This is a genomic window from Nesterenkonia salmonea (genome assembly GCF_005771525.1).
Classification (GTDB): Bacteria; Actinomycetota; Actinomycetes; order Actinomycetales; family Micrococcaceae; genus Nesterenkonia; species Nesterenkonia salmonea.
Genome location: NZ_VAVZ01000013.1, coordinates 1 through 23,047, shown reverse-complemented (window position 1 = coordinate 23,047; position 23,047 = coordinate 1). Strand labels below are relative to the sequence as shown.

The window sequence follows — 23,047 nt, the reverse complement described above, 5'->3', positions numbered from 1 at the left end:
ACAGGTCTGGAACGCAGGCTACCGCTACTCCCACTCGATCGTCCCTGGTGGTTTCGAGGTCACGTCGAGGGTTACCCGATTGACCTCCTCGACTTCGTTGGTGATGCGGTTAGAGATCGTTGCCAGCAGGTCATAGGGCAGTCGTGACCAGTCAGCGGTCATAGCATCCTCAGAGCTGACCGGGCGAAGCACCACAGGGTGTCCGTAGGTGCGCCCATCACCCTGGACACCCACACTGCGAACGTCGGCCAGCAGAACAACAGGCATCTGCCACACCTCGGAGTCCAGCCCGGAGCGGGTGAGTTCCTCCCGGGCGATCGCGTCAGCTGTGCGGAGGATATCGAGATTGCGTTCAGTCACTTCACCGATGATGCGAATGCCGAGACCGGGTCCTGGGAACGGTTGACGCTGGACTATCTCAGCGGGTAGTCCCAGTTCAGCACCGACGGCCCGCACCTCATCTTTGAACAGTGCACGCAGAGGCTCCACCAGTCTGAAGTCGAGGTCATCGGGCAGCCCACCAACATTGTGATGGGATTTGATATTGGCTGCGCCCTCACCGCCGCCTGATTCGACGACATCCGGATAGAGAGTGCCCTGAACCAGGAACTCAACGCTTGCTCCTTCCGCCTGGGCCTCCTCCAGAATGTTGCGCTCAGCCTCCTCGAAAGCACGAATGAATTCACGCCCGATGATCTTTCGCTTCTCTTCCGGGTCGGTGACGCCTTGGAGGGCCGAAAGAAAACGCTTCTTCTCATCGGCCACATGCAGCTTGGCACCCGTTGCGGCCACGAAGTCGCGTTCGACCTGCTCGGCCTCGCCCTCACGCATCAGACCGTGATCAACGAACACGCACGTCAGCTGATCACCGATGGCTTTCTGAACAAGGGCTGCGGCGACGGCCGAGTCCACACCGCCGGAAAGTCCGCAGATGGCTTGCGCATCTCCGACCTGCTCCCTGATGGCAGCAACCTGCTCCTCGACGATGCTTCCGGTCGTCCATTCGGGGTTGAGACCGGCCCCGCTGTAGAGGAAGTTTTCGATGACCCGCTGGCCTTGGGGTGAGTGCTTCACCTCTGGATGCCACTGAACTCCGTAGAGCTTCCGCTCCTCGTCGGCGAAACAGGCCACGGGAGCAGCCTCCGAAACGGCGAGGACCTCGAAGCCCTCTGGTGCAGCAGTCACCGCATCACCGTGGCTCATCCAGGTGGTCTGGACTCGGTCGGTCCCGTCGAGTAGCCCGTGGGGGGCGGTCGTCGCCCGGACCTCGGTCTTTCCGTATTCGCGCTGACCGGTGCGGGTGACCTCCCCGCCCAGGGCGTGCGCCATAGCTTGGAAGCCGTAGCAGATGCCCAGCACCGGAATACCGGCCTCAAACAGCTCTTTCTCCACCCCTGGAGCACCGTCAGCGTAAACACTTGACGGACCACCGGACAGAATGACTGCGGCGGGCCGTCGGCTGATGATGTCGGCTGCGGGCAGCGTATGAGGAACCACCTCCGAGTAGACCCTGGCCTCACGCACCCGGCGGGCGATGAGCTGGGCATACTGTGCGCCGTAGTCGACGACTAGGACGGTCTGAGCGGTATGGTCCGGGCGTTCTGCTGCGGGAGTATCTGATGTCACCTGACCATCGTAGTCGGTGAGCATCAGACCGGCGCGACCGAACCCAGCGGTGACCACCTCTTCCTCAGGTGCGGGAGGTCTCCAACTCCACAACGGCCCAAGACAGCGCTGGCAGCCGAAGTGTGACGACGCCGTCGTCAATCTGTACTGAATCCAGCGGAACCAAACCTACAGCTTGCTGTGCCTGCAGCGTGTTCGCGGTGTGTCGGTCACCGCCCTCCGGGACCGTGAGAAGCTCTGCACGGGCCACAGAGGTCGCGGCGATGCCTCGGAGATCCAGGGCGATCTCGGTAGCGTCCTCAAGTCCTCGGTTGGCGATGAAGAGCGCGAGCTTCCCGGTGTCCTCATCCCGTGTAGCAGCAGCATCCACAGCGTCGACATCACCGAACTTGGCAGTCGAAACTTTAGGAGACTCCACGACCAATTGCATGATGTTGCCCCGCGCCAGCTCTGAGATTCGAGCGAATGGCCAGAAGGAGGTCTGGCGCCATGCCGGTCCGCCTTCCTCCGCCAAGATCGGTGCAATGACATTGACCAGTTGCGCCTGATTGGCGATCTTGACCCGATCCCCGTGACGCAGCAATGAATGCAGCAGGGTCCCGACGACCACCGCGTCAGTCACTGAGTAGGAATCTTCAATGAGTCGCGGATGAGTTTTCCACTCTTTGGCCACCTGATGCGGCTGGTCCTCAGAGTCGAGGCCGCGTTGGTACCACACGTTCCACTCGTCGAATGAAATGTTGACCTGTTTGGTGTGCTTTCCAGCGGCCTTGACTGCGTCGATGGTAGCAACCACTCCGTCGATGAAAGCGTCCATATCCACTGCTTCAGCCAAGAAACTGGCGGCATCGCCGTCGTGCTCCTGGTAGTAGGCGTGCATGGAGACGTAGTCGACCTCTTCGTAGGTATGACTGAGCACGGTGTGCTCCCACGTTCCGAAGGTTGGCATTCCCCGATTGGAGGAGCCAACGGCGACAAGTTCAATGCTCGGGTCCACCAGTTTCATGGCCTTAGCCGACTCCTGCGCAAGCCGGCCATACTCATCGGCTGTCTTGTGACCGATCTGCCATGGGCCGTCCAGCTCGTTGCCCAGGCACCACAGCTTGATGTCGAAGGGCGCCTCAGCTCCGTTGGCTCGGCGCAGATCCGACCAGTATGTTCCTGAGGGATGATTGGCGTATTCCACCAGGGCTCTGGCAGCCTCCACGCCCCGCGTGCCGAGGTTGATGGCTTCCATCACTTCGACGTCTGCAGCTTTCGCCCAGTCCACGAATTCGTGGAGGCCGAAGGTGTTGGTCTCGATCGTGTGCCAGGCACCGTCTAGACGTCGTGGCCGGTCCTGCGTTGGGCCTACCCCGTCTTCCCAGCGGTAACCGGAGACGAAATTGCCTCCGGGATAGCGAACGACCGTGGGTCCCATCTCCTTGACCAGGGATAAAACGTCTTGGCGAAAACCACGGCTATCGGCTTCCGGATGGCCCGGCTCGTAGATGCCCGTGTAGACACAGCGACCCATGTGTTCGACGAAGGATCCGAAGATCCTGCGGGGTACCTGCCCGATGTGGAAGTCGCGGTCAATGACGATGCGTGCTGATGGCACTGTTTCTCCTTGTACTGCTTGTGCGGTGATGGATCTGGGGCGGTGGGGAAGGGAGCTTGCGAGCGGGTCTACTGGCCCCCGAATCCGGTCGTCGCGACTCCCTTGACGATCTGACGCTGAAAGAGGAGGAACACCACAATTAGCGGCAGCGCGGCCAGAAGCGCCTGCGCCATGGTTTGCGCGTACTGGATGCCGTATGCACTCATCACTGTCTGCAGACCCACCGGGAGGGTCATCAGGAACGTGTCATTGATGACTAGGAACGGCCAGAGAAAGTTGTTCCACGCCTGGATGAACACGAAGATCGACACTGCACCCAAAATAGGCCGAGACAGCGGCAGAACGATGGACCAGAAGACTCGCAATCGGCTGGCCCCGTCCACCCGGGCGGCATCTTCCAGTTCGATAGGTACGGCATCAAAGAACTTCTTAAGGATGAAGACGATCGGGGCCATGACGACCTGCGGCAGGATTAGACCCCAGTAGGTGTCCACCATGTTGAAGGTGAGCATCTGGTAGTAGAGCGGGATGATCAACGCCTGCGGCGGCACGATAATGGAGGCGATCACCGCGATGAACAGCACCTTCTGACCGGTAAAGGCCAAGCGAGAAAACGCATAAGCGGCAAGAGCTGAGATGCCCACGGTGATGATAGTGATGACCGCCGAAGTCCAGAGGCTGTTCAGCCCCCGTATATAGACATTCCCTTCGTCCAGAACTGTGCGAAACGCCTGGGTGGTAAGACCAGATTCACCGATCGGGTTGAGGCCCCCGGATGCGGCATCGGTTTCGGTTTTGAACGCTGTGGCGACTGCCCACAGGATGGGAAGCAGCCACAGCAGCGCCATGGTGACCAGCGCGATGAAAGCCACCACGCGAGCAGCGCTGAAAGGACTCTCCCCCGGTTTGCGCGGCCTCCGGGTGGACACCGTGACATCGGTTTCAGGCATAGTTGGTACTGAAGTGCTCATCGGTTCTCCCTCCGACGGGACAGGACCGTCATTTGGAAGATTCCCACGATGACGATGAGAGCGAAGAAGATATAGGAGATGGCAGAGGCGTAGCCGAACCGGTAACCGGTGAAGCCCGCCTCAAAGATGTATTGCACGATCGGCCTTGATGTGTCGGAAGAGCCGCCGTCCATCATCTGATAGGCCTGATCGAACAGCTTCAGCGATGCCAGCATCTGCAGTATCACCACCACCACCGTCACGGGACCGAGCTGCGGCAGCGTGATCGAGAACAACTGACGCCAACGTCCGGCCCCGTCTACCGCAGCTGCCTCGTACTGCAGATCAGGAATGTTCTGTAGAGCGGCGAGATAAAGCAGAAAATTGAATCCGACTGTCCACCAGACGGTGGCGATGGTGATGGAGATGATGTCGATATGTTCTGTCTGCAGCCAGGCGATTGGCTCGATTCCGAACCGTTGCAGAATCTCATTTGCCGCACCGAGCTCTGGGTTGAAGATCCACATCCAGATCTGGGAGATCACGGTTGAGGCCAGAAGGAAAGGCATGAAGAACGCCAACCGCCATAGCCACTGACCTGGCAGTCCTGTGTTGACCAAAAGTGCCATCACCAAAGCAAAAAGGATCAACGGCACCGTCGAAATGACGGTGAACCACACCGTGTTTCTTATCGATGACCAGACCACAGGATCCGACAGTGCCTCCGTGTAGTTCTGCAGTCCGATGAATCGCCCGCCAGCACCAGTCAAAGACTGGTCAGTCATCGACAAGTACACCCCGTGCATCAGAGGCCATATGACGAACAATACGAACGCGGCCATGAAGGGGGCCAAGAATGCCCAGGCTATGAGCTGGTTCCGTCGTCGTGCCACTTTGGCAGTGGGCCCTGTGCCGGGGGCCTCGGGCACGACGTCGGCACGCGGGCCGATAGCACTGCGTTCTGCTGCGACATCGGTCATGGTTCACCCCTCCTCCGGGTTCGCAGGATTAGCTCTGGAGAGAATCGCGTCCACGTGCTCCTGAAAAGCGTCGGCCGCGGCGTCGTAACCGTCTCCAGAGACAATGGCCCCGCCGACGATCTGACCGAAGTCTTGGATGAAGTTGGAGCCAGATCCGGTGAACCAGGCTGTGGGGTCATAGACCAGGTAGTCGGCTGCATCGGCGTAGTTGGCCTGCGGTAGCAGCTCTGCATACTCCGGATCCTCAAGGACCGGCCTGTAGGCAGGGATATGGCCGGCACCGGCCCAGGTGAGAGAGTTCTTCAGCAGTTCTGCAACAAAGGTGTAAGCGTGACCGCGAGCTTCATCATCCGGTTCGGACTGGTGGGGTAGAACGAAGGAGTGGGAGTCAGCGTAGACCGCTTCGTTCCCGAAGATTGGGGGAATCATAGTCGCGTCCACGGGAACACCGGCCTCTTGCATGGTGGGAAGTTCCCAAACTCCGGTGAAGTGGATACCGGTCTGCTGCCCAGCGAACTCTGCGATTGCGTAGTCGATGGTTCCCTGCCGCGCGGCGATTTCCCCATCGGCAATCTGGTGCATGAATTCCAGGGACGATACAAAGGCTTCTCGATCGAATTCGGCGGTGCCGCCTTGCGGGAAACTCATCTCAACCCCGTGCTGGCAGTACAGCGTGTAGAACAGCCGCCACATCTGATTCCCGTCGCCGAGAAACCCGTAGGAGAGTGCCCGGCCTCCCGTCACCGCTGCGATCTCGCGGCACATCTCGAGGAAGTCATCGGGGCTATCCGGCCGCTGCAGGTGCCCGTCACTGTCCAGCGCTCCCGCTGCTTCGCAGATGTCACGGTTGTACAGGGCAATGAAGGGATGGGCGTCCAGCGCCACGCTGTAGAGCTGGTTGTCCACTACGCTGGATTCCCACACGGGCGCGGTAAACATCTCTTCACTCACCCCGCGTTCGGCAAGCATCTCGAGGTCCCACGGGTCGAGCAGACCGCCTGGAACGTATCCGGGAACCCGCGCCGCGTGCATCATGGCGAGTTCCGGTGCACGGCCTCCGGCCCCGGCCATAGAGAGTTTCGTGTAGTACGGAGTGCCCCAAGCCAAGACCGTGGGGCGGACAAAGAATTCGCTGTACTGGGCGTTGATGCCGTCGATCAGCCCTTCCATAGTGATGCCGTCGCCACCGCTGAGCAGATGCCAGAACTGCACCGTTGTGGCGTTGGCGGGCCCGGTCTGGGCACATCCGGTGAAGGCCAGGGCACCCGCAGCGGCCAAACTGCCGCCGAGGAACTGCCTTCTGTTGACAAGAGGGGGACTCATGGGACACCTACCTTGTGCTGCGCTGACCGAAAAAGAGGAGAGTCACACCATTACATCGATGTAATGCTGCTAGCCAGAGTACACAGAATGTGCTCTGCGTCACACCCCTTTGGGGAAGTTCTTAAGGAGAAGCGGGAGGCGTATGCCCTCGGGGAGGCCCTTGAGTGCTCCTCCGGGGGATCAAGGTGTGCGCAACTTCCACCGCGCGGGTCGGTGCGTTGCGGTCGGCTACACGGGATGCCAGAAGGTCCAGTGCTGCAGTGACGTAGTCCTTGTGATCGAAACCTATGGTCGTCAGGGGCGGCCACGTGTAGGCGGCATGCTCAACGTTGTCGAAGCCCATCACCAGCACATCCTCCGGCACCCGCAGTCCGTAATCGTGCAAGACATGGAGTGCTCCCACGGCGATCGAATCGGTAAAGGCAAATACGGCGTCAAATTCCACCTCGCGGGCAAGGATCTCTCGCATAGCGTCGGCCCCGCCAGCGATGCTCCAGCGCACGTCCACCTGCAGCTCCGGCGCAGCTTTGACCTGGGCAGCACTGAAGGCATCGAGCACCCCCTGGAGGCGCTGGCCCAGCGTGGCCTGCTTGGCGAACATATCGGTTGTTGTTCCGCCCAGGACGGCAATACGCCGCGCTCCCTGCTCCATCAGATGTTGGGCTGCAGTCCGCCCCGCCTGACGACTGTCGATGAAGACCCGGTCCGTGCTGTGTTGCTCGACTTCACCAATCAGCACCACAGGCGGAAGGTGTTGAACGTGGTCGACCACGCTGTCTTCGAGACGTACAGGGTTAAGAATCAGTCCATCGATCTGATGGGTCCGAGCCCGGTAGACCAAGTCGTACTCGCGCGCTGGCTCAAAGGCCGTTTCCTCGATCTGGACGACGAGACCGCGCGCGTGGGCGGCCTCGACGACTGAGTGGGCGATGCTCGCTGAGAAAGCAGTGGCGAGATCGGGCAACGCAAAACCGATGACCCCTGTGCGCCCATTGCGCAGGCCGCGGGCACTGAGGTTGGGGACGAAGTCCAGCTCGACCATCGCAGCTTCGACTCGCGTTCTTGTCTTCTCACTGACGGGCACCGTCCCCGTCACGACGTTGGAGACTGTCTTCGGCGACACTCCGGCGCGTTCAGCGACGTCGCGCATGGTAGGACGTGAAATGGGGTAGGGCATTGTTCTACTGTACGAGAGCTGAGTCTGGTCACCTCTCGTCAAGCGGAACCGGTGAGGGCCGATCAGGGTGAGAGTCGATATCCACACTGCGGCCGCAGTTGGCTGCCGACAGGACTGCCTCCATCACTTCCAGAACATGCAGTGCAAGTTCACCCTGAGAGCGTCCTGCCCCAGGTTGGCCGTCAAACGCGCCGGACCAGAACAGGTCAGCCAGGCCGTAGCCGCGCGCCGCGTGTCTGTATCCGGCCGATACCGGTACCTGCTGCCAGCCGTCGGTCCCCTGGTTAAGCTGCACTTCCCCAGAAAAGTTGTTCGGGTCCGGAACGGTCAGTGAGCCATGCTCGCCGTGAATCTCCAGTGGCTTCGCGTGGGTGGCCACTCCGTCGAAACTCATCACCACAGAAGAGATGGCCCCGGAGTGATGAATCAGAATGCCTGCGACGTGGCTTGGCGTGTTCACCGGTAGCCGCTCGCCAGCTCTCGGACCGGAGCCGATGATGCGTTCGGTCCGCAGAGCACTGGACGCCCCGACGACGCGGGCGACTGACCCCAGGAGTGTGATGAGCGAGGTGATGTAGTACGGCCCCATATCCAACAGCGGGCCGCCACCGGGCTGGTAGTAGAAGTCCGGATTGGGATGCCAGCGTTCGTGGCCGGGGATAATCATCGTTGCCGTAGCGCTCAGCGGAACGCCGATACGGCCAGAGTCAATGACCTCACGCGCGGTCTGGACGCCGGTGCCCAGGACGGTGTCCGGCGCACCACCGATCACGACCCCTGCCGAGCGGGCGGCTTCGACCATAGACCGCCCTTCGGCCACCGTGGCCGCGAGCGGCTTTTCGGTGTACACACCTTTTCCTGCAGCGATCGCGGACAGAGCAACCTCTGCATGCGCACGCGGAATCGTGAGGTTTAGCACCACGTCTACGGATTCGCTGGCGATCAGCTCCTGGACGTCCATGGCTCGGGCGCCGTGGGCTGCGGCGACTTCCTGCGCTCGTGCGAGATCAAGGTCCGCCACTGCAGTCAGGTGAAGGTCATCGAGTCGACTGAGTGTGGAGAGGTACTGGCCGCTGATGTTGCCGGCGCCTACCATCCCCACCCTCAGCTGAGGGACCCCCGCGTTCATCGACTCGCCCACAGCATGCCGCGCTCAATCATGGTCCGAACGCTCGGGTGCTCCAGAACATCTACCCGGTGTCCCGGGGTGGAGACGAAAATCCGCCCCTTACCCCAGCGACGAGTCCAGACGGCCGGGTTCACGTGCTCACCCGACCAGGGGTCGAACTCCCGTTTCGGAAGGGTCGTGGTGGCCAGCACATCAATCAGCTGGTCATGCAGGACCCAATACTGTTCGGTGACGAGTTCGAAGCTCTCGATGCCCCGGGTAATGGGATGGTCTGCCGCTTCTGGCCGAATATCCACACGGTAGGGAATGTAGTAGTCGGACTGTTCGCCGGTGCGTTCATCCGGATGCTTGGCCGGATGGTGGGCGAACTGACCTCCGATGAGCTGCAGATAGTCATCCGAGGCTCGGTAAGAGTCGGCGATCCCTCCGTGCCAGCCGGCCAGACCAGTTCCTGCCTCCACAGCAGCTCGAAGGCCCATCACCTCATCCTTTTCGATGGTGGACATGGTCATGCACTGCACCACGAGATCCGTCGCGCCCATGGTCTCGGCGTCGGCGTAAACAGCTGGGGACTCGTAGATCTCGCAGTCATACCCGTGGTCTCGTAGGAAGGGCAGAAATAGGCCTGTGGCTTCAACCGGTTGGTGGCCTTCCCAGCCTCCGCGGACGATGATGGCTTTCTTGCTCACGCGTTTCTCCTTGCGGTTAGCGTTATCGATGCTGTCAACGGGCTACCGGGGTGTACCGGCTGGAGTCCTCGGCGCTGGCCTCCACTGCCTGGAGCACCCGTTGAACATCCAGAGCATCAGCGAAGTGCGGGCGAGCCTGCTGGTCGCCTTCCAGTGCCGCCACCACATCGGCCACCTGGTGGACGAACAGATCCCCATAACCCAGACCGTGGCCGACCGGCCACCAGCGGTCGGTGTAGGGGTGGACGGCGTCGGTGACGTGAATTCTGCGGAAACCCTGGGATTGCTGGTCGTCACGCCCGTCGAAATACTCAAGCTCGTTCATCCGCTCGAAGTCGAAGGCGATGGACCCTCTACTGCCGTTGATCTCCAACCTGTTCGCATTTCGGCGGCCCAACGCGAAGCGGGTGGCTTCGAATACTCCAACCGCACCACCGTCAAAACGCGCGGTGAAGGCGGCGGCATCGTCAACGCTGACCGGGCCTCTCTCTGACGTGAAGTCTCCTGCCCCGCCCAATCCTTCGGCGACACCTCCAACAGGACGCGAGGTGACGAAGGTGTGAAGAAGAGCGGAGACTCCCCCGATCCGCTGACCTGAGACCCACTGGGCGGCGTCGATGGAATGTGCGCCGATGTCTCCCAGGGCGCCCGAACCAGCTTTGTCTTTGTCCAACCGCCAGGTCAGGGGCGCGTTGGCATCAGAAAGCCAATCTTGGAGGTACTGGGCTCGCACATGCCGGATCTCCCCCAGACGGCCTTCCTGGACGAACTTGCGGGCCAGAGCAAGCCCTGGGGTGCGTCGGTAGCTGAAGCCGCAGAAACTTGCGATGCCCTTGGCCTCGGCATCCGCAGCCGCGGCGGTCATCTCCTCGGCCTCTCCGACGGAGTTCGCCAAGGGCTTCTCACACAGCACATGCTTTCCCGCGGCAAGTGCGGCGACGGCGATCTCGCGGTGCGAATCTCCGGGGGTGCAAATATCGACCACGTCGATGTCATCTCGGGTCACAGCGGCTCGCCAATCCGCCGTGCTCTCTGCGACGTTCAGCCGCTCAGCCGCTATGGCCGCGCGGCCTGCATCCCGTCCGACCAGCAGCGTCACCTCTGGAGTTTTAGGCAGGTCGAAGAAGCGACCCGCTGTCCGCCAGGCGTGAATATGGGCCTTGCACATAAAGGCGTGCCCGATGACGGCGATTCGAACTGATGACGACACCCAAACTCCCGACTACAACGATGGAATGTGATCTGGATCAACCTTATACCCGTCAGCACCGTCGTGCGCGAACAATCGGTCGAGGTAGGCGTTTCGAAAGCGCCCCTCGGGATCAAGCTGTGCCGCGAGCCGACGGAATTCGGAAAACTTGGGGTAAAGCTCGCCCAGTTGCGAGGCGGCGAAGAGCTTTCCCCAGTGAGGACGGGCTCCCAGCGGCATGAGCTGCTCTTCGATCAGCGGAAGCAGCGCAGCCACCTCCGTGGGGTGCTGACGCCATGTGAAGTGGATGCCCACCGTCTGACGGCCGTAGGCAGGACTCATCCACTGATCATCCGGCGCCATGGTGCGGACTTCGCTGAGCAACAGATGTGGCTCCATGCGCGACCCCAGACAGCGTATTCGGCGAAGAGCTTCCACCGCCTGTTCGCGCGGAAGAAGGTATTCACTCTGCAACTCGTCGCCGTTGCTGGGTGCGAAGTGGAGCTTGAAATGCGGCAGGCGAGAATCCCAACTTCCCCAGACTCCCGACTGCGCTGTGGTCGCTTCTACCGCACCCTCGACCAATCCGACGTCGTGGGCCAGCGCGCGTGTACCCAGCAGTTCTTCTGGCGGGTTCTGTGTTGACTTCAGCCAGGCGTGTCCAAAAGTCTCTCCCACCCACCGGGTGAAAAGGCTCACGCTGTAGGCGGACCCTGTGAGGACCTCGAAGTTTTCCAGGACAGCCTGCCACTGCAGTCCGCCATATACATCTTGCCGGAGCTCAAAGCTGGGCACGATGTCCAGACTGAGGCGAGTGACCACACCCAATGCTCCCAGGCTGACGACGACGCCGCCGAAGTCGTGATCACCGCGGCGCCACACACCGGTGCTGCCGTCAGCCAGCATCAGCTCCACCGCGTTGACGGCAGCCGATAGCGCAGGAACCTGGTCCCCTGATCCATGGGTGCCCGTTGCCACAGATCCGACCACGGTGATATGCGGCAACGACGCCATGTTCTGCAGGGCCCACCCAGACTCCTGCAGCCGTTGTGCCAGCTCTCCGTATCGGATACCGGCATCCACTGTGACCGTGTGTGCCCTGTCGTCGATTTCGAAGACCCGGGGCAGATCTTCCAGGCTGATGAGATCGCCCGTTGTGTCGGCGACGGTGCTGAAGCTGTGGCGGCTGCCAACAGCTTTGACCCGGTCTCCAGAGGTGATGAGGCTTCGCAGGTCGTCATAGCTGTGCGGAGCTGCGATTCGGCGCGCTGAGTATTCGATGTTTCCGGCCCAGTTACGAGCGGAGCTGACACGCCGTGCCCCACTGGACGGCACCGCGACGAAGTGCTCAGGAGCGGTGAAGCCTGCCTCCGCGTAGGCCTCTGCCACCTTGTGCTGCAGAAACTCACCCGTGCCTGCGTCGATGAGGGCAATCACACATCCGCCGAATCCTCCCCCGGTAATACGAGCCCCGTAGGCCCCCGCGGAGACGAGGATGCGCTGGGCGAGATCCACCTCTGGCACGGTGACCTGGTAGTCGTCACGAAGCGAAGCATGCGAAGCGTTCATCAGCGCGCCGACGGCATCGAGCCTGCCCGTCTGCAGCGCCTCGACCATATCGAGCACTCGCTGGTTTTCGGTGACCACATGTCGAACCCGGCGCCGCAGAACATCGTCGCTGAGCTGGAATAGAGCTGAGTCCAATGCGTCCTCGGCGACGTCGTTGAGCTCCCGCAATGAGGCCAAACCAAGCTCTGTCGAGGCCTGTTCGCATTGGGACCTGCGAGCGGCGTATTCGCCGTCCACCAGCTTGTGCGGAGCTTTGGTGTCGATAACAAGAATCTCCGCGTGCTCCCCTGCGAACGGCACGTGCTGCACCTGCTGGCTGCGGGTATCGAAAAGGACCGCATACCCTTCATGGGCCACCATCGAGACCATCTGGTCCATCAGCCCACAGGGCATGCCCACGTACTCGTTCTCGGCCCGTTGGGCGATCGTGGCCAGCTCCAGCGGTGCTATCTGGTGGCCGGAAAGCTCTGCCACCGCGCATGCTACGGCGCATTCCAACGCGGCGGAAGAGGATAGACCCGCTCCCAGAGGCACCGTGGTGTAGACAGCGATGTCCATGCCCGCCGGTGCGTATCCCGCCTCGTGGAGCGCCCAGAAAACGCCGGCCACGTAGCTGGACCACCCCTGGTGGGCTCCCGGAGCCAAGGTGGCCAGGTCAAACTCTTCCGACTCGGCGGCATTGACCGAGTGCACGCGGAGTGTGGTGTCTGATCTCCGGCTCGCCGCGGCGAGTGTGTTCTGCGGCAGTGCGAACGGCAGCACGAGCCCATCGTTGTAGTCGGTATGTTCACCGATCAGGTTGACCCGCCCAGGAGCGGCCCACATCCCGTCAGGCTCACGTCCGAAGCGCTCGACGAATTCGGCCCTGAGGTCCTCGGTCTTGTTCCGTTTCATTCGCCGCCGCCCTGGCCTTTTTCTGCGAGGGAGTCCCTGAGCCGCTGTGCCATCTCCTCAGGCGGGATGTCGTTGATGAACACTCCCATTCCAGACTCCGAACCTGCCAAGTACTTCAGTTTGTTGTCCGCCCGACGGATGGAGAAGAGCTGCAGGTGCAGCCGAAAGTCGGTCTCGGGCGCAGAGAGGGGGGCCTGGTGCCAGCCCGAGATATAGGGAAGGGGGGTGGCGAACAGTGCGTCCCCAGCACCGAGGACCTGGAGGTAGAGGCGAGCGAAGTCGCGGCGTTCCGCAGGGCTCAGCTCCGGCAGACTGCGCACCGCCCGGTGTGGGTAGATGTGGATCTCGACCGGCCAGCGCGCCCAGGAGGGGACGAATGCCGTCCAGTGATCAGTGCTGAGGATCACGCGCCCAGTTGCTGAATGTTCTGCGGCGTGCTGCTCAGCCCGCAGCGTCTCCGCGAACAAATCCAGACCCGTGGCGGCGCGAAACCGCCGGGCCTGGCTCAACATGGTGCGCGTCCGAGGCGTGGCGAAGGGATAGCCATAGATCTGACCATGTGGGTGGTGGAGTGTCACGCCGATCTCTTCGCCGCGGTTTTCAAAGCAGTAGACCTGATCCACCTGACCGGTGGCATACAGGTCCTGCGTTCGGTCAGCCCAGGCCTCCACCACAGTCTCGATTCGGCGAGCGGAGAGTTGGGCGAGCGAGGTCCCGTGGTCAGGGGTGAAGCACACGACCTCACACCGCCCAGCCCCCGGATGGCGTATGTCAGCGAGGTCGCCATCCTTCGTCCCGAAAGCCGCCAGCGCATCGCCGGCCAGGTGGGGTGCTAGCGCCCCACCTCCGGAGAAAGACGGGAACCGATTTTCAAAAACGACCACGTCATAGTCGTCCTGGGGAATCTCTGTCGCTCGGGACTCTGTGGACGGGCAGAGTGGGCACTGATCGGTGCTGGGCAGATGCGTACGGTGCTGCCGTGCGGCGGCCACTGCCACCCATTCATCGAGGAAGGGATCGTAGCGAAGCTCCGATGCGCCCGTTGTTCGGGCAATGTCACGGGGGTCCCGGACCTGACGATTCCGGGGTGCGTCGTCGAAGAAGAAGATGTCACGGCCGTCGGCCAGGTGTGCTGCTGTTCTGTTCATGAGGTCTCTCGGTGAGTCTGGTCTGATGAGTGCTGTGCGTCCGGCCGCGCTAGGTGAAGTTCCGGGACAGTGTCCTGCAGGTGTTGCTGCGCCTCATCTGAGAGCCGGTGATCGCAGATGACCGTTTCCACACCCTGCAGGTGCGCGAAGGTCATGACGCCGACAACACCCCATTTGGAGTGGTCAGTCACAATGATGCGCTGCTGCGCAGCTGCCATGAGCGCCCGGTTCGTCTCAGCCTCCCAGTAGTTCGGTGTGGTGAATCCCGCCTGGGAACTCATCCCGTGCGCCCCGAGGAACGCCACATCTGCGTGCATCGTCTGGAGCGCTGCGGTGGCCGTGGGTCCGACCAGCGCGTCCGACGGCGTCCTGATTCCACCGGTGAGGATGACCGTGCGGTCGAGCCGAGGCTGGGCGTGGAAGATGTCCGATATCGGCGGCGAGTTGGTGATGATCGTAAGGTCGGCGATGTCTCTGAGCTGTTGCGCCAGATGCCACGTCGTGGTGCCTGCGGAAAGAACCACGGACATACCCGCTTCGATTCGGCGCGCTGCGGACTCAGCTATGGCCATCTTCTCCAGTTCCATCTGATCCGATTTGGCCTGGAAGCCCGGCTCCGCAGTGCTCCTCGTGACACGAGACACCGCCCCACCGTGAACCTTGGTGAGAGCCCCTTCGGCGGCGAGCGAGTCAAGGTCGCGACGAATGGTCATGTCTGAAACGCCCATGGAGTCCACGAGGTCGGCTACCCGCACTGCACCCTGGGTGCGCAACATATCCATGATGTGAGATTGGCGCTCTGCGGCCAGCATGCGGTCTGAAGTGATCACTGCCTCATCACATCACACAATTTCAACAATTTCCATCAATCATCACCATGAATCAACACTTCGGCCCGCCGTAATCCCAGACCTGGTTTGCAAAGTTCCCGATCTCCGGGGAGTCGCTAGCGTTGACGAGTTAGAGCCCTTGCGCCAAGCGGTAGTAGGCGGCGTTCCATCGCAGTTCGCGGGCGAATCCGCGCGTGGTGGTCCCGGCGTCGATTGTGGCCAGTTCGACGCCTGCGATCTCGGCAAGACTCTCGAATGCCTCCAGGCCGAGTGCTGTGGTGAGGACTGTGTGGTGTGCGGCCCCAGCAGTGAGCCAACATTCTGCACTGGTGGCAAAATCCGGCCGTGGTTCCCATACGGCGCGTGCGACCGGCAACCGCGGAAGGGGAGCATCGGGGGGAACGATGTCGACGACGTTGGCCGTGAACCGGAACCGCTCCCGCATATCAGACATGGCAACGACGACGCCACTGCCAGTGTCTGTGTCAAAGACCATGCGGACTGGGTCTTCTCGGTCGCCGATCCCCAGCGGGTGAACTTCGATCCGTGGGACCTCGGTGGTGAGACTGGGACATATTTCCAGCATGTGTGCGCCTAGGATCTTCTCCTTGCCCGGGGTCATCTCATAGGTGTAGTCCTCCATCAGGGAGGCGCCGCCTGGCAAACCATGACCCATGACCTTGGCCGCACGAACCAGGAGCGCGGTCTTCCAATCTCCCTCAGCGCCGAAACCGTAGCCGTCGGCCATAAGCCGTTGCACGGCCAAACCGGGCAGCTGTCGCAGCCCTCCGAGGTCTTCGAAGTTTGTGGTGAAAGCCGTGAACCCGCCTTCGGTGAGGAATGAGCGCATCCCCAGCTCCTGGCGTGCCGCATAGACCAACGAGTCACGCCGCTCGCCACCGGGTCTCAATTCTTCGGCCACGTCGTAGGTGGTGTCATACTCTGTGAGGAGCTGCTGCACGTCCGCATCGTCAATCGACTCGACGCGCTCAACTAGGTCATTCACAGCCCACGTGTTCACCGAGGCGCCAAGACGAATTTCCGCCTCCGTCTTGTCCCCCTCGGTGGCGGCCACATTGCGCATATTGTCACCGAACCGGCACAGCCTCATGCTTCGCAGAGCCTGCCACCCTGCGGCGGCGCGAACCCAGGTGCTGATCTTATGCTGTACCCGCGGGTCGCTGGCGTGTCCGACGACCGTAGTGCGTGCGGTGGCCATACGCGTGGCCATGTAGGCGAACTCCCTGTCACCGTGAGCGGCCTGATTGAGGTTCATGAAGTCCATGTCGATCTCGTCCCACGGCAGCGCGGCCTCAGCCTGCGTGTGGAAATGGAGCATCGGCTTGGTGAGAGCTGCCAGACCGTTGATCCACATCTTGGCGGGAGAAAAGGTGTGCATCCATACGATGACGCCTAGGCAGTCTGGGTCGGAGTTCGCGTCCAACGCCGCACGGTGGATCGAGTCACGCTCTTTGAGCACCGGCTTCCACACGATGTCAGCGGCAATATCCCCCGACTGGTCGAGCATGCCAGCGACGGACGCAGACTGCTCAGCCACCTGTTGAAGGGTTTCATCGCCGTAGAGGTCTTGCGACCCGGTGAGGAACCAGATGCTCTTGCCCTCGAATGGTGACTGAAGTGCGCTCACGCTGTGTTGCCTTTCTGGCCGTAGACATTCTGGTAGCGGGCGTAGAGTGAATCGATCTGCGCCTGGTCGATGCGCACGGGGTCACCGTAGGCCCGCGCGTAGTGGACGGTGCGTGCTACTTCTTCGCACATCACGGCCGCCTTGACCGCAGCCTTGGCATCTGCCCCGATAGTGAAGGGGCCGTGGCGTTCCATCAGTACGGCTTTGGATCGGGATTCACGGAGCGTTTCGACGATGCCCTGACCTATCGAGTCATCGCCGATTAGCGCGAAGGGCCCGACCGGGACGTCACCGCCGAATTCGTCAGCCATCATGGTCAGAACACAGGGAATCGGTTCAGCACGAGCTGCCCACGCGGTCGCGAAGGTGGAGTGGGTGTGGACCACTCCCCCCACATGATCCATATGCCGATAAACGTAGGCATGAGCCGCAGTGTCTGACGAGGGGGTGAGCGAGTCCGCTGTGCCGTCGTCGATCTTCTGCCCGTCGAGAGTACAGACCACCATGTTCTCCGCACTCAATTCGTCATAGGAGACCCCTGACGGTTTAATAACGAACAGTTGGTGACCCGACGTGAGTTCCGGGACCTTTTCCGACACATTTCCTGCAGTCCAGACCACCAGCTCGTTGCGGGGCAGCTCAGCATGGAGGGCCGCCACGCTGGCTCGCGTTCGGCCAATGCGGTCTTGATCCGCTTCCGGAAGACCGGCAAGTCTGATGGTCATGATGTGTGTGCCTCCTGAGCGTAGGCCTGGCGGCGAATTGCCTTCAGGCGGCGCATGATGTCGTTGTCTCCGCGGCCGAAGTAGTCGTGCAGCCGCTTGTACTCGGCATAGAGCGCGTTGTACTGCTCAACTCGCTCGGGGTCTGGGGTGTACGCGTCAGAGGTGCGTCCTCCCATGACGCGTCCTGCTGCTCGGACATCTTCGTAGACACCGGCGGCCACCGCGGCGTGAATGGCCGAGCCGAGGGCGGGGCCTTGGTCGGAGGTGATGGTGGAGATGGGCAGGTTGGTGACGTCGGCGTAGGTCTGCATCAGGAAGGTGTTCTTCAGCAGGCCTCCCGCAACGACAAGTTCACGGACGGGCACCCCTGAGTCGTTGAACGCTTCAATGATGGTTCGGGTCCCGAACGCGGTGGCCTCGAGAAGTGCCCGGTAGATGTCTTCGGGTGCGGTGGCCAGCGTTTGCCCTACCACCAGACCTGAGAGTTCATGGTCAACTAGGACCGAGCGGTTCCCCGAGTGCCAGTCCAAGGCAATGAGCCCATGACCCCCGACCGGCTGGTCTTGGGACTTGAGGGTCAACAGCTCATGCAGGCTGAGCTCCGCATTCTGGGCTTCCTGGGCGTAATCGTGGGGGACTTGGTTCTTGACGTACCAGGCGAAGATGTCACCGACTCCGGACTGCCCTGCTTCGTATCCCCACAGCCCTTCGGTGATGCCCCCATCAACGGCCCCGCACATTCCGGGGACTTCGCTGAGCCTTTCGCCGTTCATGACATGACACGTCGAGGTTCCCATAATCGCTACCATCTGACCCGGTTCGACCGCGTTGGCAGCCGGAGCGGTGACGTGTGCGTCCACGTTGCCCACCGCTACTGCAATGCCCTCCGGCAGCCCTGTCCACTGGGCGGCCTCGGTGGTCAACGACCCGGCATGTCCTCCGAGGGGTGCAATCGGGTGATCCACTTTGTCCTGGACGAACTCTGCGAACTCGGGATTCAGTTCTGCGAGGAATTCTGGCGAGGGATAGGCGCCATCCTGGTAAATGGCCTTGTAACCAGCAGTGCAGGCGTTTTTGGTGTACCGCCCGGTCAGCTGCCAGACGATCCAGTCTGCCGCCTCAACCCAGTGGTCCATCACTGCATAAATCTCTGGATCCTCTTCAAGTAGTTGAAGGCCCTTGGCGAACTCCCACTCAGAGGAGATGAAACCGCCGTAGCGTCGGATCCACCCTTCTCCACGCTGATGAGCAAGCTCGTTGAGGCGGTCGGCCTGGCCCTGGGCGGCGTGATGCTTCCAGAGCTTGACGTAGGCGTGGGGGCGATCAGCGAAATGAGGGAGCTCATTCAAAGGCGTGCCGTCTTTGAGCACTGGAATCATGGTGCACGCAGTGAAGTCGGTGCCGATTCCCACCACCTGGTGTGGTGACACACCTGCCTCTGCCAACGCGGCGGGTACAGCATGTTTGAGGACGTTGATGTAGTCCTGCGGAACTTGAAGGGCCCAGTCAGGCGGAAGCTGTTCATCCCGATGGGCAGAGAGAACAGTGTCCATCACCGCATGCTCATAGGGGTGCACTGCCGTTCCCAGCTCTGCCCCGTCCCGTACCCGCACCACGAGGGCGCGGCCGGAGAGTGTTCCGTAGTCCACTCCGATTGTCACGGCGTCGTCAGCCATCTTTTACCTCTAGTTCGCTTTCTCTCCGGGATGTCATCGTGGTGTGTAGTCGAAGGTGTTCAGCGTCACCGTCGACTCTGTCGCTGCTCCGTCACTTGTGGCGAAGACGCCTATCCAGAGACCGAGGAACCCGCCTGTCGAGACAGTGTCCAAGGAGCGGCCGTCGATACTTCCGATCGATGTGCCGTTGACCACCAGCCGGTAGTCCTGACCGCGTGCCGTCAGTCTCAGCGTCACCTCGGGCGAGGCGTCGACTGGCTCTTCGCGCAGGATGGTGTCGTGACCGGCCCGACGGTGTGTCAGGCGCGCGGTATCGCCATGGTGTTCGCGACGGATGTCGAGTGTGGCGTGATCGTCCTCTGACTGGCGGATCAGGAGGCCGACCCTCTCCCCCACCGCGAGCCCCTCCAGCGAAAGCTCTGCAGTGACATCCACGTCCATATGCTGCTGACGGACCCCCAGGAACGATGGAGTGGAGGGTTCGGTAATGGTGGTGGCACTCACGGCCAGATTCCACCCTTGACCTGAGGGCTCAGCAAAGGACTCAATGGGTCCACGCAGCGCTGTCCAGCGCTGGTCATTGGGCGGGATCACGCCAGGCGATGGGTGCGAAGAGTCCTGTACTTCTGCGTCAGGCACGTGAACCCGCTGAGGCACTCGGCCTTCGCCGGGAGCAAAGACCGGCCAGCCGTCCTCCCAGACCACGGGCACCAGAAAGGTCTCCCTTCCGAGGTTGTAGTGGTAGCCCCCGTAGGTGCGCATAGCGAGTAGGACTGCCCACCATGTGCCGTCGGGGGCTTCGACCAGATCTGCGTGCCCGGCGCCTACGACGTCGCTCTGACGGCCCAGATGCCGGTGCGTGAGGATGGGGTTGCCGGGATTGCCTCTGTAGGGACCGGTGATGGTGTCAGACTTAGCGATCATGACGGAGTGGTGGTGCGCCGTGCCACCCTCTGCTGCGAGGAGGAAGTACTCTCCGTCTTTGCGGAAGATGTGCGGTGCCTCCGCCCAGATGCCTCCTTTGAGCGCGCCAGTCCAGATAACGGTTTCTGGGCCTCGGAGGACTTTGTGAACGCGATCGTACTCTCGCAGCCACACCTCGGTCTGCTGGCGCCATTCTGGGGCTTCGGCCAAACGGGTCCCGTGTAGCCACACTTTGCCGTCAGTGTCGAAGAAGATGGAAGGATCGATTCCGTCGGCATCCAACCAGATCGGATCGGACCATGGCCCTGCCGGGTCGGTCGCGGTGATGAGGAAATTACCACCCGGTGTTCCCTCGGGCGTTCCGACATGAGTGCACACGAGGTAGAAAACACCTTCGTGGTGGCGGATGGTGGGTGCGAATATTCCCTGGGAGCTCTTGATTCCCTCAAAACTCATCTGGTCGGGACGATCGATGGCGTGCCCGATCTGCTCCCAGTTCACCAGGTCGCTGCTGCGGAAAAGCGGCAGAGCGGGAAACACCTCGAATGTTGAGGTAGCCAGGTAGTAGTACTCCCCGTCCCGGCAGATGCTCGGATCGGGATAGCACCCGGGCAGGATGGGGTTCTCTGCGTAAGCCATGCACTCGTCTCTCATCAGGTGGTCAAGGCTGGTGCTGGACGCCTGGGTCGAAGGCCATACCGTTCATAATTCGGTCCCTCTCCCCGCGAACGACACCATATACGTGATGTGCACCACTGTAATGTTAACGTTCACATAGGACGTTTTGTCAATTGTCCCGGTGCTCGACTCACGAGCTCCTCCCTGCTGAGACACTTCCGTAGACTGGCGGCGTGCATTCACGTGAATCGTGGTGCATCGATTCCGCACCATCGAGGAGGATCTTTGTCGATAGCCAGCACCCACCGTCGCAGTGCCCCACGCAGAACAGCTGCGACGTTTTCCGCACTGGTCGCTTGTCTCTCACTGATCGCCTGCAGTCCGGAGCAGGCCCCCGAAGAGGGCGTCGCAGAAGAGCCACAGCAGACCTCGGACTCAGACACATTCACCATGGCTGAAGTCGAAGACAATGATGCGCCGGATTCTTGCTGGGCAGTGATGGACGGAGCTGTCTATGACCTCACTGCCTGGATCGATGAGCATCCCGGCGGCGGAGCACGCATCGAGCAACTCTGCGGGACGGATGCCTCTGAAGCGTTCGACGCCCAGCACGGCGGTCAAGAGAATCCTGAGGAGCAGCTTTCAGAATTCGAGATCGGAGTGTTGTCAGACTGACTCGACCAACCTTATTCGGCAGGACCGATTGCCCTCCTACTGTTTGACGGATCCGAGCATGATGCCTCGTACGAAGTATTTTTGGAGGAAGGGGTAGAGGCAGATGATGGGTAGTGTGGTCAGGAGCATGGTGACGGCTCGGACGTTGGAGGCGATTTGGGTGGATTCTGCTGATTCGCCGCCGAGTTGTTCGGTGCCGGTGGCTCCTGCGAGGAGGTTTCTGAGGTAGACGGTCACGGGGTAGAGTTCTCGCCGGTCGAGGTAGAGGAAGGCTTGGAACCATGCGTTCCAGAATTGGACGGCGTAGAACAGGACCATGGTCGCGATCACGGCCTTTGATAGTGGGATGACTACCCGCCAGAGGATGCCGTAGGTGGTGAGTCCGTCGATGGAGGCGGCTTCTTCTAATTCGGTGGAGAAGTTTTCGAAGAATGCTTTCATCACTAGCAGGTTGAAGATGCTGATCGCGTTCGGTAGCACGATCGCCCAGATGGTGTTGGTCATTCCGAGGGTGTTGATCAGCACGTAGTTCGGGATCAGTCCACCGTTGAAGAACATGGTGAACACTGCCACACCGATGAAGAAGGTCCGGCCTTTGAGGTATTTCTTACTGAGTGCGTAGGCCAGGGTGGTGGTGAGGATCATCGCGATCAGGGTCGCGACCACGGTGTAGATGACGGTGTTGGCGTAGTTACGCCAGAACATGGGGTCGGACATGACCACTTCGAAGGTGGTGATGTTGAATCCCCGCGGGATGAGGTTGACTTGCCCGGCGTTGATGAACCCTTCCGAGGAAAACGACTGAGCGACGATATTCAGAAACGGGTAGAGGGTCACTGCGCAGATCAGGATGATCGCGGTGGCGTTGAAGATCCGGAACGCGGTATAAGACTTTGAGTCTTGGATCGCGGTGGTCTTCGTGGGGCGGGCGTCGAAGGTTGTTTTCTTCGAGGGTTTCGTCCCTGGTTCAGCGGCGATGGTCACCATAGTGAGGTCCCCGTCATTCTGCGTGCTGCGTAGTTAGCGGACAGGATCAGGATCAGACCGATAATCGCTTCGAAGAGACCGATCGCGGTCGCGTAGGAGAAGTTCGATGAGGTGATCCCTACCCGGTAGACATAGGTCGCGATGATGTCTGCTGTGGCGTAGGTCAGCGGGCTATAGAGCAGCAGTACTTTCTCAAACCCGACAGCCATGAAGGTGCCGACGTTGAGTACCAGCAGCACCACCATGGTGGGCAGTAGTCCTGGGATGGTGACATGCCACATCTGTTGCCACCGGTTCGCGCCATCGATCCGGGCTGCTTCATAGAGCTGAGGATCGATCGTGGTCAACGCCGCGAGGTAGAGGATGGTGCCCCATCCGACGGTCTGCCAGACCTCAGAGGTGACATAGACGGTGCGGAACCATTCTGGTAGCTGCATAAACGGCACCGCGTCACCACCGAAGACCCCGATGACTTGGTTGATGGTCCCATTCAAACTGGTGAGCTGGATGACCATGCCCGCCACAATCACAATCGACATGAAATGCGGGAGATAGCTGATCGATTGGGCGATGCGTTTAAACGTGTTCGAGCGCAGCTCATTGAACATCAACGCCAACACAATTGGCGGATAGCCGGAGTTGGAAGCAATAGTCTGCGTAGTTGGAAGCGGCGTTCCGGTGACCGGGTAG

At 61.1% G+C, this 23,047-nt stretch carries 19 protein-coding genes; 1 reads left to right on the top strand and 18 read right to left on the bottom strand.

The window, feature by feature from the left end; translation table 11 throughout:
* Positions 1-24: 24 nt before the first annotated feature.
* The 16 genes from guaA to FEF26_RS06105 form a co-directional block, all read right to left on the bottom strand.
* Entirely contained in the window at positions 25-1,650 is a 1,626-nt protein-coding gene (gene guaA / locus FEF26_RS06180; RefSeq protein ID WP_138252707.1) for a glutamine-hydrolyzing GMP synthase, read from the bottom strand.
* Between the two features lie 40 nt (positions 1,651-1,690).
* Positions 1,691-3,226 (bottom strand): arabinosylfuranosidase ArfA, encoded by a 1,536-nt coding sequence (arfA, locus tag FEF26_RS06175; RefSeq protein ID WP_138252669.1) that lies wholly within the window; start codon positions 3,224-3,226, stop codon positions 1,691-1,693.
* 68 nt (positions 3,227-3,294) lie between these two features.
* Complete coding sequence (locus FEF26_RS06170) at positions 3,295-4,197, bottom strand: carbohydrate ABC transporter permease (RefSeq protein WP_138252668.1); 903 nt, start codon at positions 4,195-4,197, stop codon at positions 3,295-3,297.
* Positions 4,194-5,156 carry a carbohydrate ABC transporter permease gene (locus FEF26_RS06165; RefSeq protein ID WP_138252667.1) on the bottom strand — a complete coding sequence of 321 codons (963 nt, stop codon included), beginning with the start codon at positions 5,154-5,156 and terminating at the stop codon, positions 4,194-4,196. The genes FEF26_RS06170 and FEF26_RS06165 overlap by 4 nt, the downstream gene beginning before the upstream one ends.
* A gap of 3 nt (positions 5,157-5,159) precedes the next feature.
* Complete coding sequence (locus tag FEF26_RS06160; RefSeq protein ID WP_138252666.1) at positions 5,160-6,479, bottom strand: extracellular solute-binding protein; 1,320 nt, start codon at positions 6,477-6,479, stop codon at positions 5,160-5,162.
* Between the two features lie 121 nt (positions 6,480-6,600).
* A complete protein-coding gene (locus FEF26_RS06155) occupies positions 6,601-7,656 on the bottom strand; it encodes a LacI family DNA-binding transcriptional regulator (RefSeq protein ID WP_138252665.1) in 1,056 nt (351 codons plus the stop codon).
* 28 nt (positions 7,657-7,684) lie between these two features.
* The gene (locus FEF26_RS06150) at positions 7,685-8,752 is read right to left on the bottom strand and encodes a Gfo/Idh/MocA family protein (RefSeq protein WP_243730445.1); all 1,068 of its coding nucleotides are present in this window, start codon (positions 8,750-8,752) and stop codon (positions 7,685-7,687) included.
* A 29-nt stretch (positions 8,753-8,781) separates the two neighbouring features.
* Positions 8,782-9,474, bottom strand: a complete 693-nt coding sequence (locus tag FEF26_RS06145; protein ID WP_138252664.1) for a ThuA domain-containing protein — start codon at positions 9,472-9,474, stop codon at positions 8,782-8,784.
* 34 nt (positions 9,475-9,508) lie between these two features.
* Positions 9,509-10,684, bottom strand: coding sequence for a Gfo/Idh/MocA family protein (locus FEF26_RS06140; RefSeq protein ID WP_138252663.1), 1,176 nt, complete (start codon positions 10,682-10,684; stop codon positions 9,509-9,511).
* A 12-nt stretch (positions 10,685-10,696) separates the two neighbouring features.
* Complete coding sequence (gene galK, locus FEF26_RS16065) at positions 10,697-13,126, bottom strand: galactokinase (protein WP_138252662.1); 2,430 nt, start codon at positions 13,124-13,126, stop codon at positions 10,697-10,699.
* Entirely contained in the window at positions 13,123-14,274 is a 1,152-nt protein-coding gene (gene galT / locus FEF26_RS06130) for a galactose-1-phosphate uridylyltransferase (protein WP_138252661.1), read from the bottom strand. The genes galK and galT overlap by 4 nt, the downstream gene beginning before the upstream one ends.
* Positions 14,271-15,104 (bottom strand): DeoR/GlpR family DNA-binding transcription regulator, encoded by an 834-nt coding sequence (locus tag FEF26_RS06125; protein WP_243730444.1) that lies wholly within the window; start codon positions 15,102-15,104, stop codon positions 14,271-14,273. The genes galT and FEF26_RS06125 overlap by 4 nt, the downstream gene beginning before the upstream one ends.
* Before the next feature lie 130 nt (positions 15,105-15,234).
* On the bottom strand, positions 15,235-16,752 hold the full coding sequence (gene araA / locus FEF26_RS06120) for an L-arabinose isomerase (RefSeq protein WP_138252660.1): 1,518 nt from the start codon (positions 16,750-16,752) through the stop codon (positions 15,235-15,237).
* A complete protein-coding gene (locus tag FEF26_RS06115; protein WP_138252659.1) occupies positions 16,749-17,477 on the bottom strand; it encodes an L-ribulose-5-phosphate 4-epimerase in 729 nt (242 codons plus the stop codon). Before FEF26_RS06115 ends, araA begins: the two co-directional genes overlap by 4 nt.
* A complete protein-coding gene (gene araB / locus FEF26_RS06110) occupies positions 17,474-19,153 on the bottom strand; it encodes a ribulokinase (protein ID WP_138252658.1) in 1,680 nt (559 codons plus the stop codon). Before araB ends, FEF26_RS06115 begins: the two co-directional genes overlap by 4 nt.
* Positions 19,154-19,186: 33 nt before the next feature.
* Complete coding sequence (locus tag FEF26_RS06105) at positions 19,187-20,716, bottom strand: glycoside hydrolase family 43 protein (protein WP_138252657.1); 1,530 nt, start codon at positions 20,714-20,716, stop codon at positions 19,187-19,189.
* A 264-nt stretch (positions 20,717-20,980) separates the two neighbouring features.
* Here FEF26_RS06105 and FEF26_RS15900 point away from each other — a divergent pair, with 264 nt between their 5' ends.
* Positions 20,981-21,370, top strand: coding sequence for a cytochrome b5 domain-containing protein (locus FEF26_RS15900; protein WP_208012851.1), 390 nt, complete (start codon positions 20,981-20,983; stop codon positions 21,368-21,370).
* A gap of 36 nt (positions 21,371-21,406) precedes the next feature.
* Here FEF26_RS15900 and FEF26_RS06095 read toward each other — a convergent pair whose 3' ends face one another.
* Entirely contained in the window at positions 21,407-22,357 is a 951-nt protein-coding gene (locus tag FEF26_RS06095) for a carbohydrate ABC transporter permease (protein ID WP_138252656.1), read from the bottom strand.
* On the bottom strand, positions 22,351-23,047 hold a 697-nt coding region (locus FEF26_RS06090), incomplete at its 5' end, for an ABC transporter permease (protein ID WP_138252655.1). The genes FEF26_RS06090 and FEF26_RS06095, both read right to left, overlap by 7 nt.

Coding starts and splice junctions, on each gene's coding strand:
- galK (WP_138252662.1), bottom strand. CDS start 13,126: ATGAAACGGAACAAGACCGAGGACCTCAGGGCCGAATTCGTCGAGCGC.
- FEF26_RS06160 (WP_138252666.1), bottom strand. CDS start 6,479: ATGAGTCCCCCTCTTGTCAACAGAAGGCAGTTCCTCGGCGGCAGTTTG.
- guaA (WP_138252707.1), bottom strand. CDS start 1,650: ATGCTCACCGACTACGATGGTCAGGTGACATCAGATACTCCCGCAGCA.
- FEF26_RS06155 (WP_138252665.1), bottom strand. CDS start 7,656: ATGCCCTACCCCATTTCACGTCCTACCATGCGCGACGTCGCTGAACGC.
- FEF26_RS06170 (WP_138252668.1), bottom strand. CDS start 4,197: ATGAGCACTTCAGTACCAACTATGCCTGAAACCGATGTCACGGTGTCC.
- FEF26_RS06115 (WP_138252659.1), bottom strand. CDS start 17,477: ATGACCATCAGACTTGCCGGTCTTCCGGAAGCGGATCAAGACCGCATT.
- FEF26_RS06150 (WP_243730445.1), bottom strand. CDS start 8,752: ATGGTAGGCGCCGGCAACATCAGCGGCCAGTACCTCTCCACACTCAGT.
- araB (WP_138252658.1), bottom strand. CDS start 19,153: ATGGCTGACGACGCCGTGACAATCGGAGTGGACTACGGAACACTCTCC.
- FEF26_RS06105 (WP_138252657.1), bottom strand. CDS start 20,716: ATGGCTTACGCAGAGAACCCCATCCTGCCCGGGTGCTATCCCGATCCG.
- galT (WP_138252661.1), bottom strand. CDS start 14,274: ATGAACAGAACAGCAGCACACCTGGCCGACGGCCGTGACATCTTCTTC.
- FEF26_RS06165 (WP_138252667.1), bottom strand. CDS start 5,156: ATGACCGATGTCGCAGCAGAACGCAGTGCTATCGGCCCGCGTGCCGAC.
- FEF26_RS06095 (WP_138252656.1), bottom strand. CDS start 22,357: ATGGTGACCATCGCCGCTGAACCAGGGACGAAACCCTCGAAGAAAACA.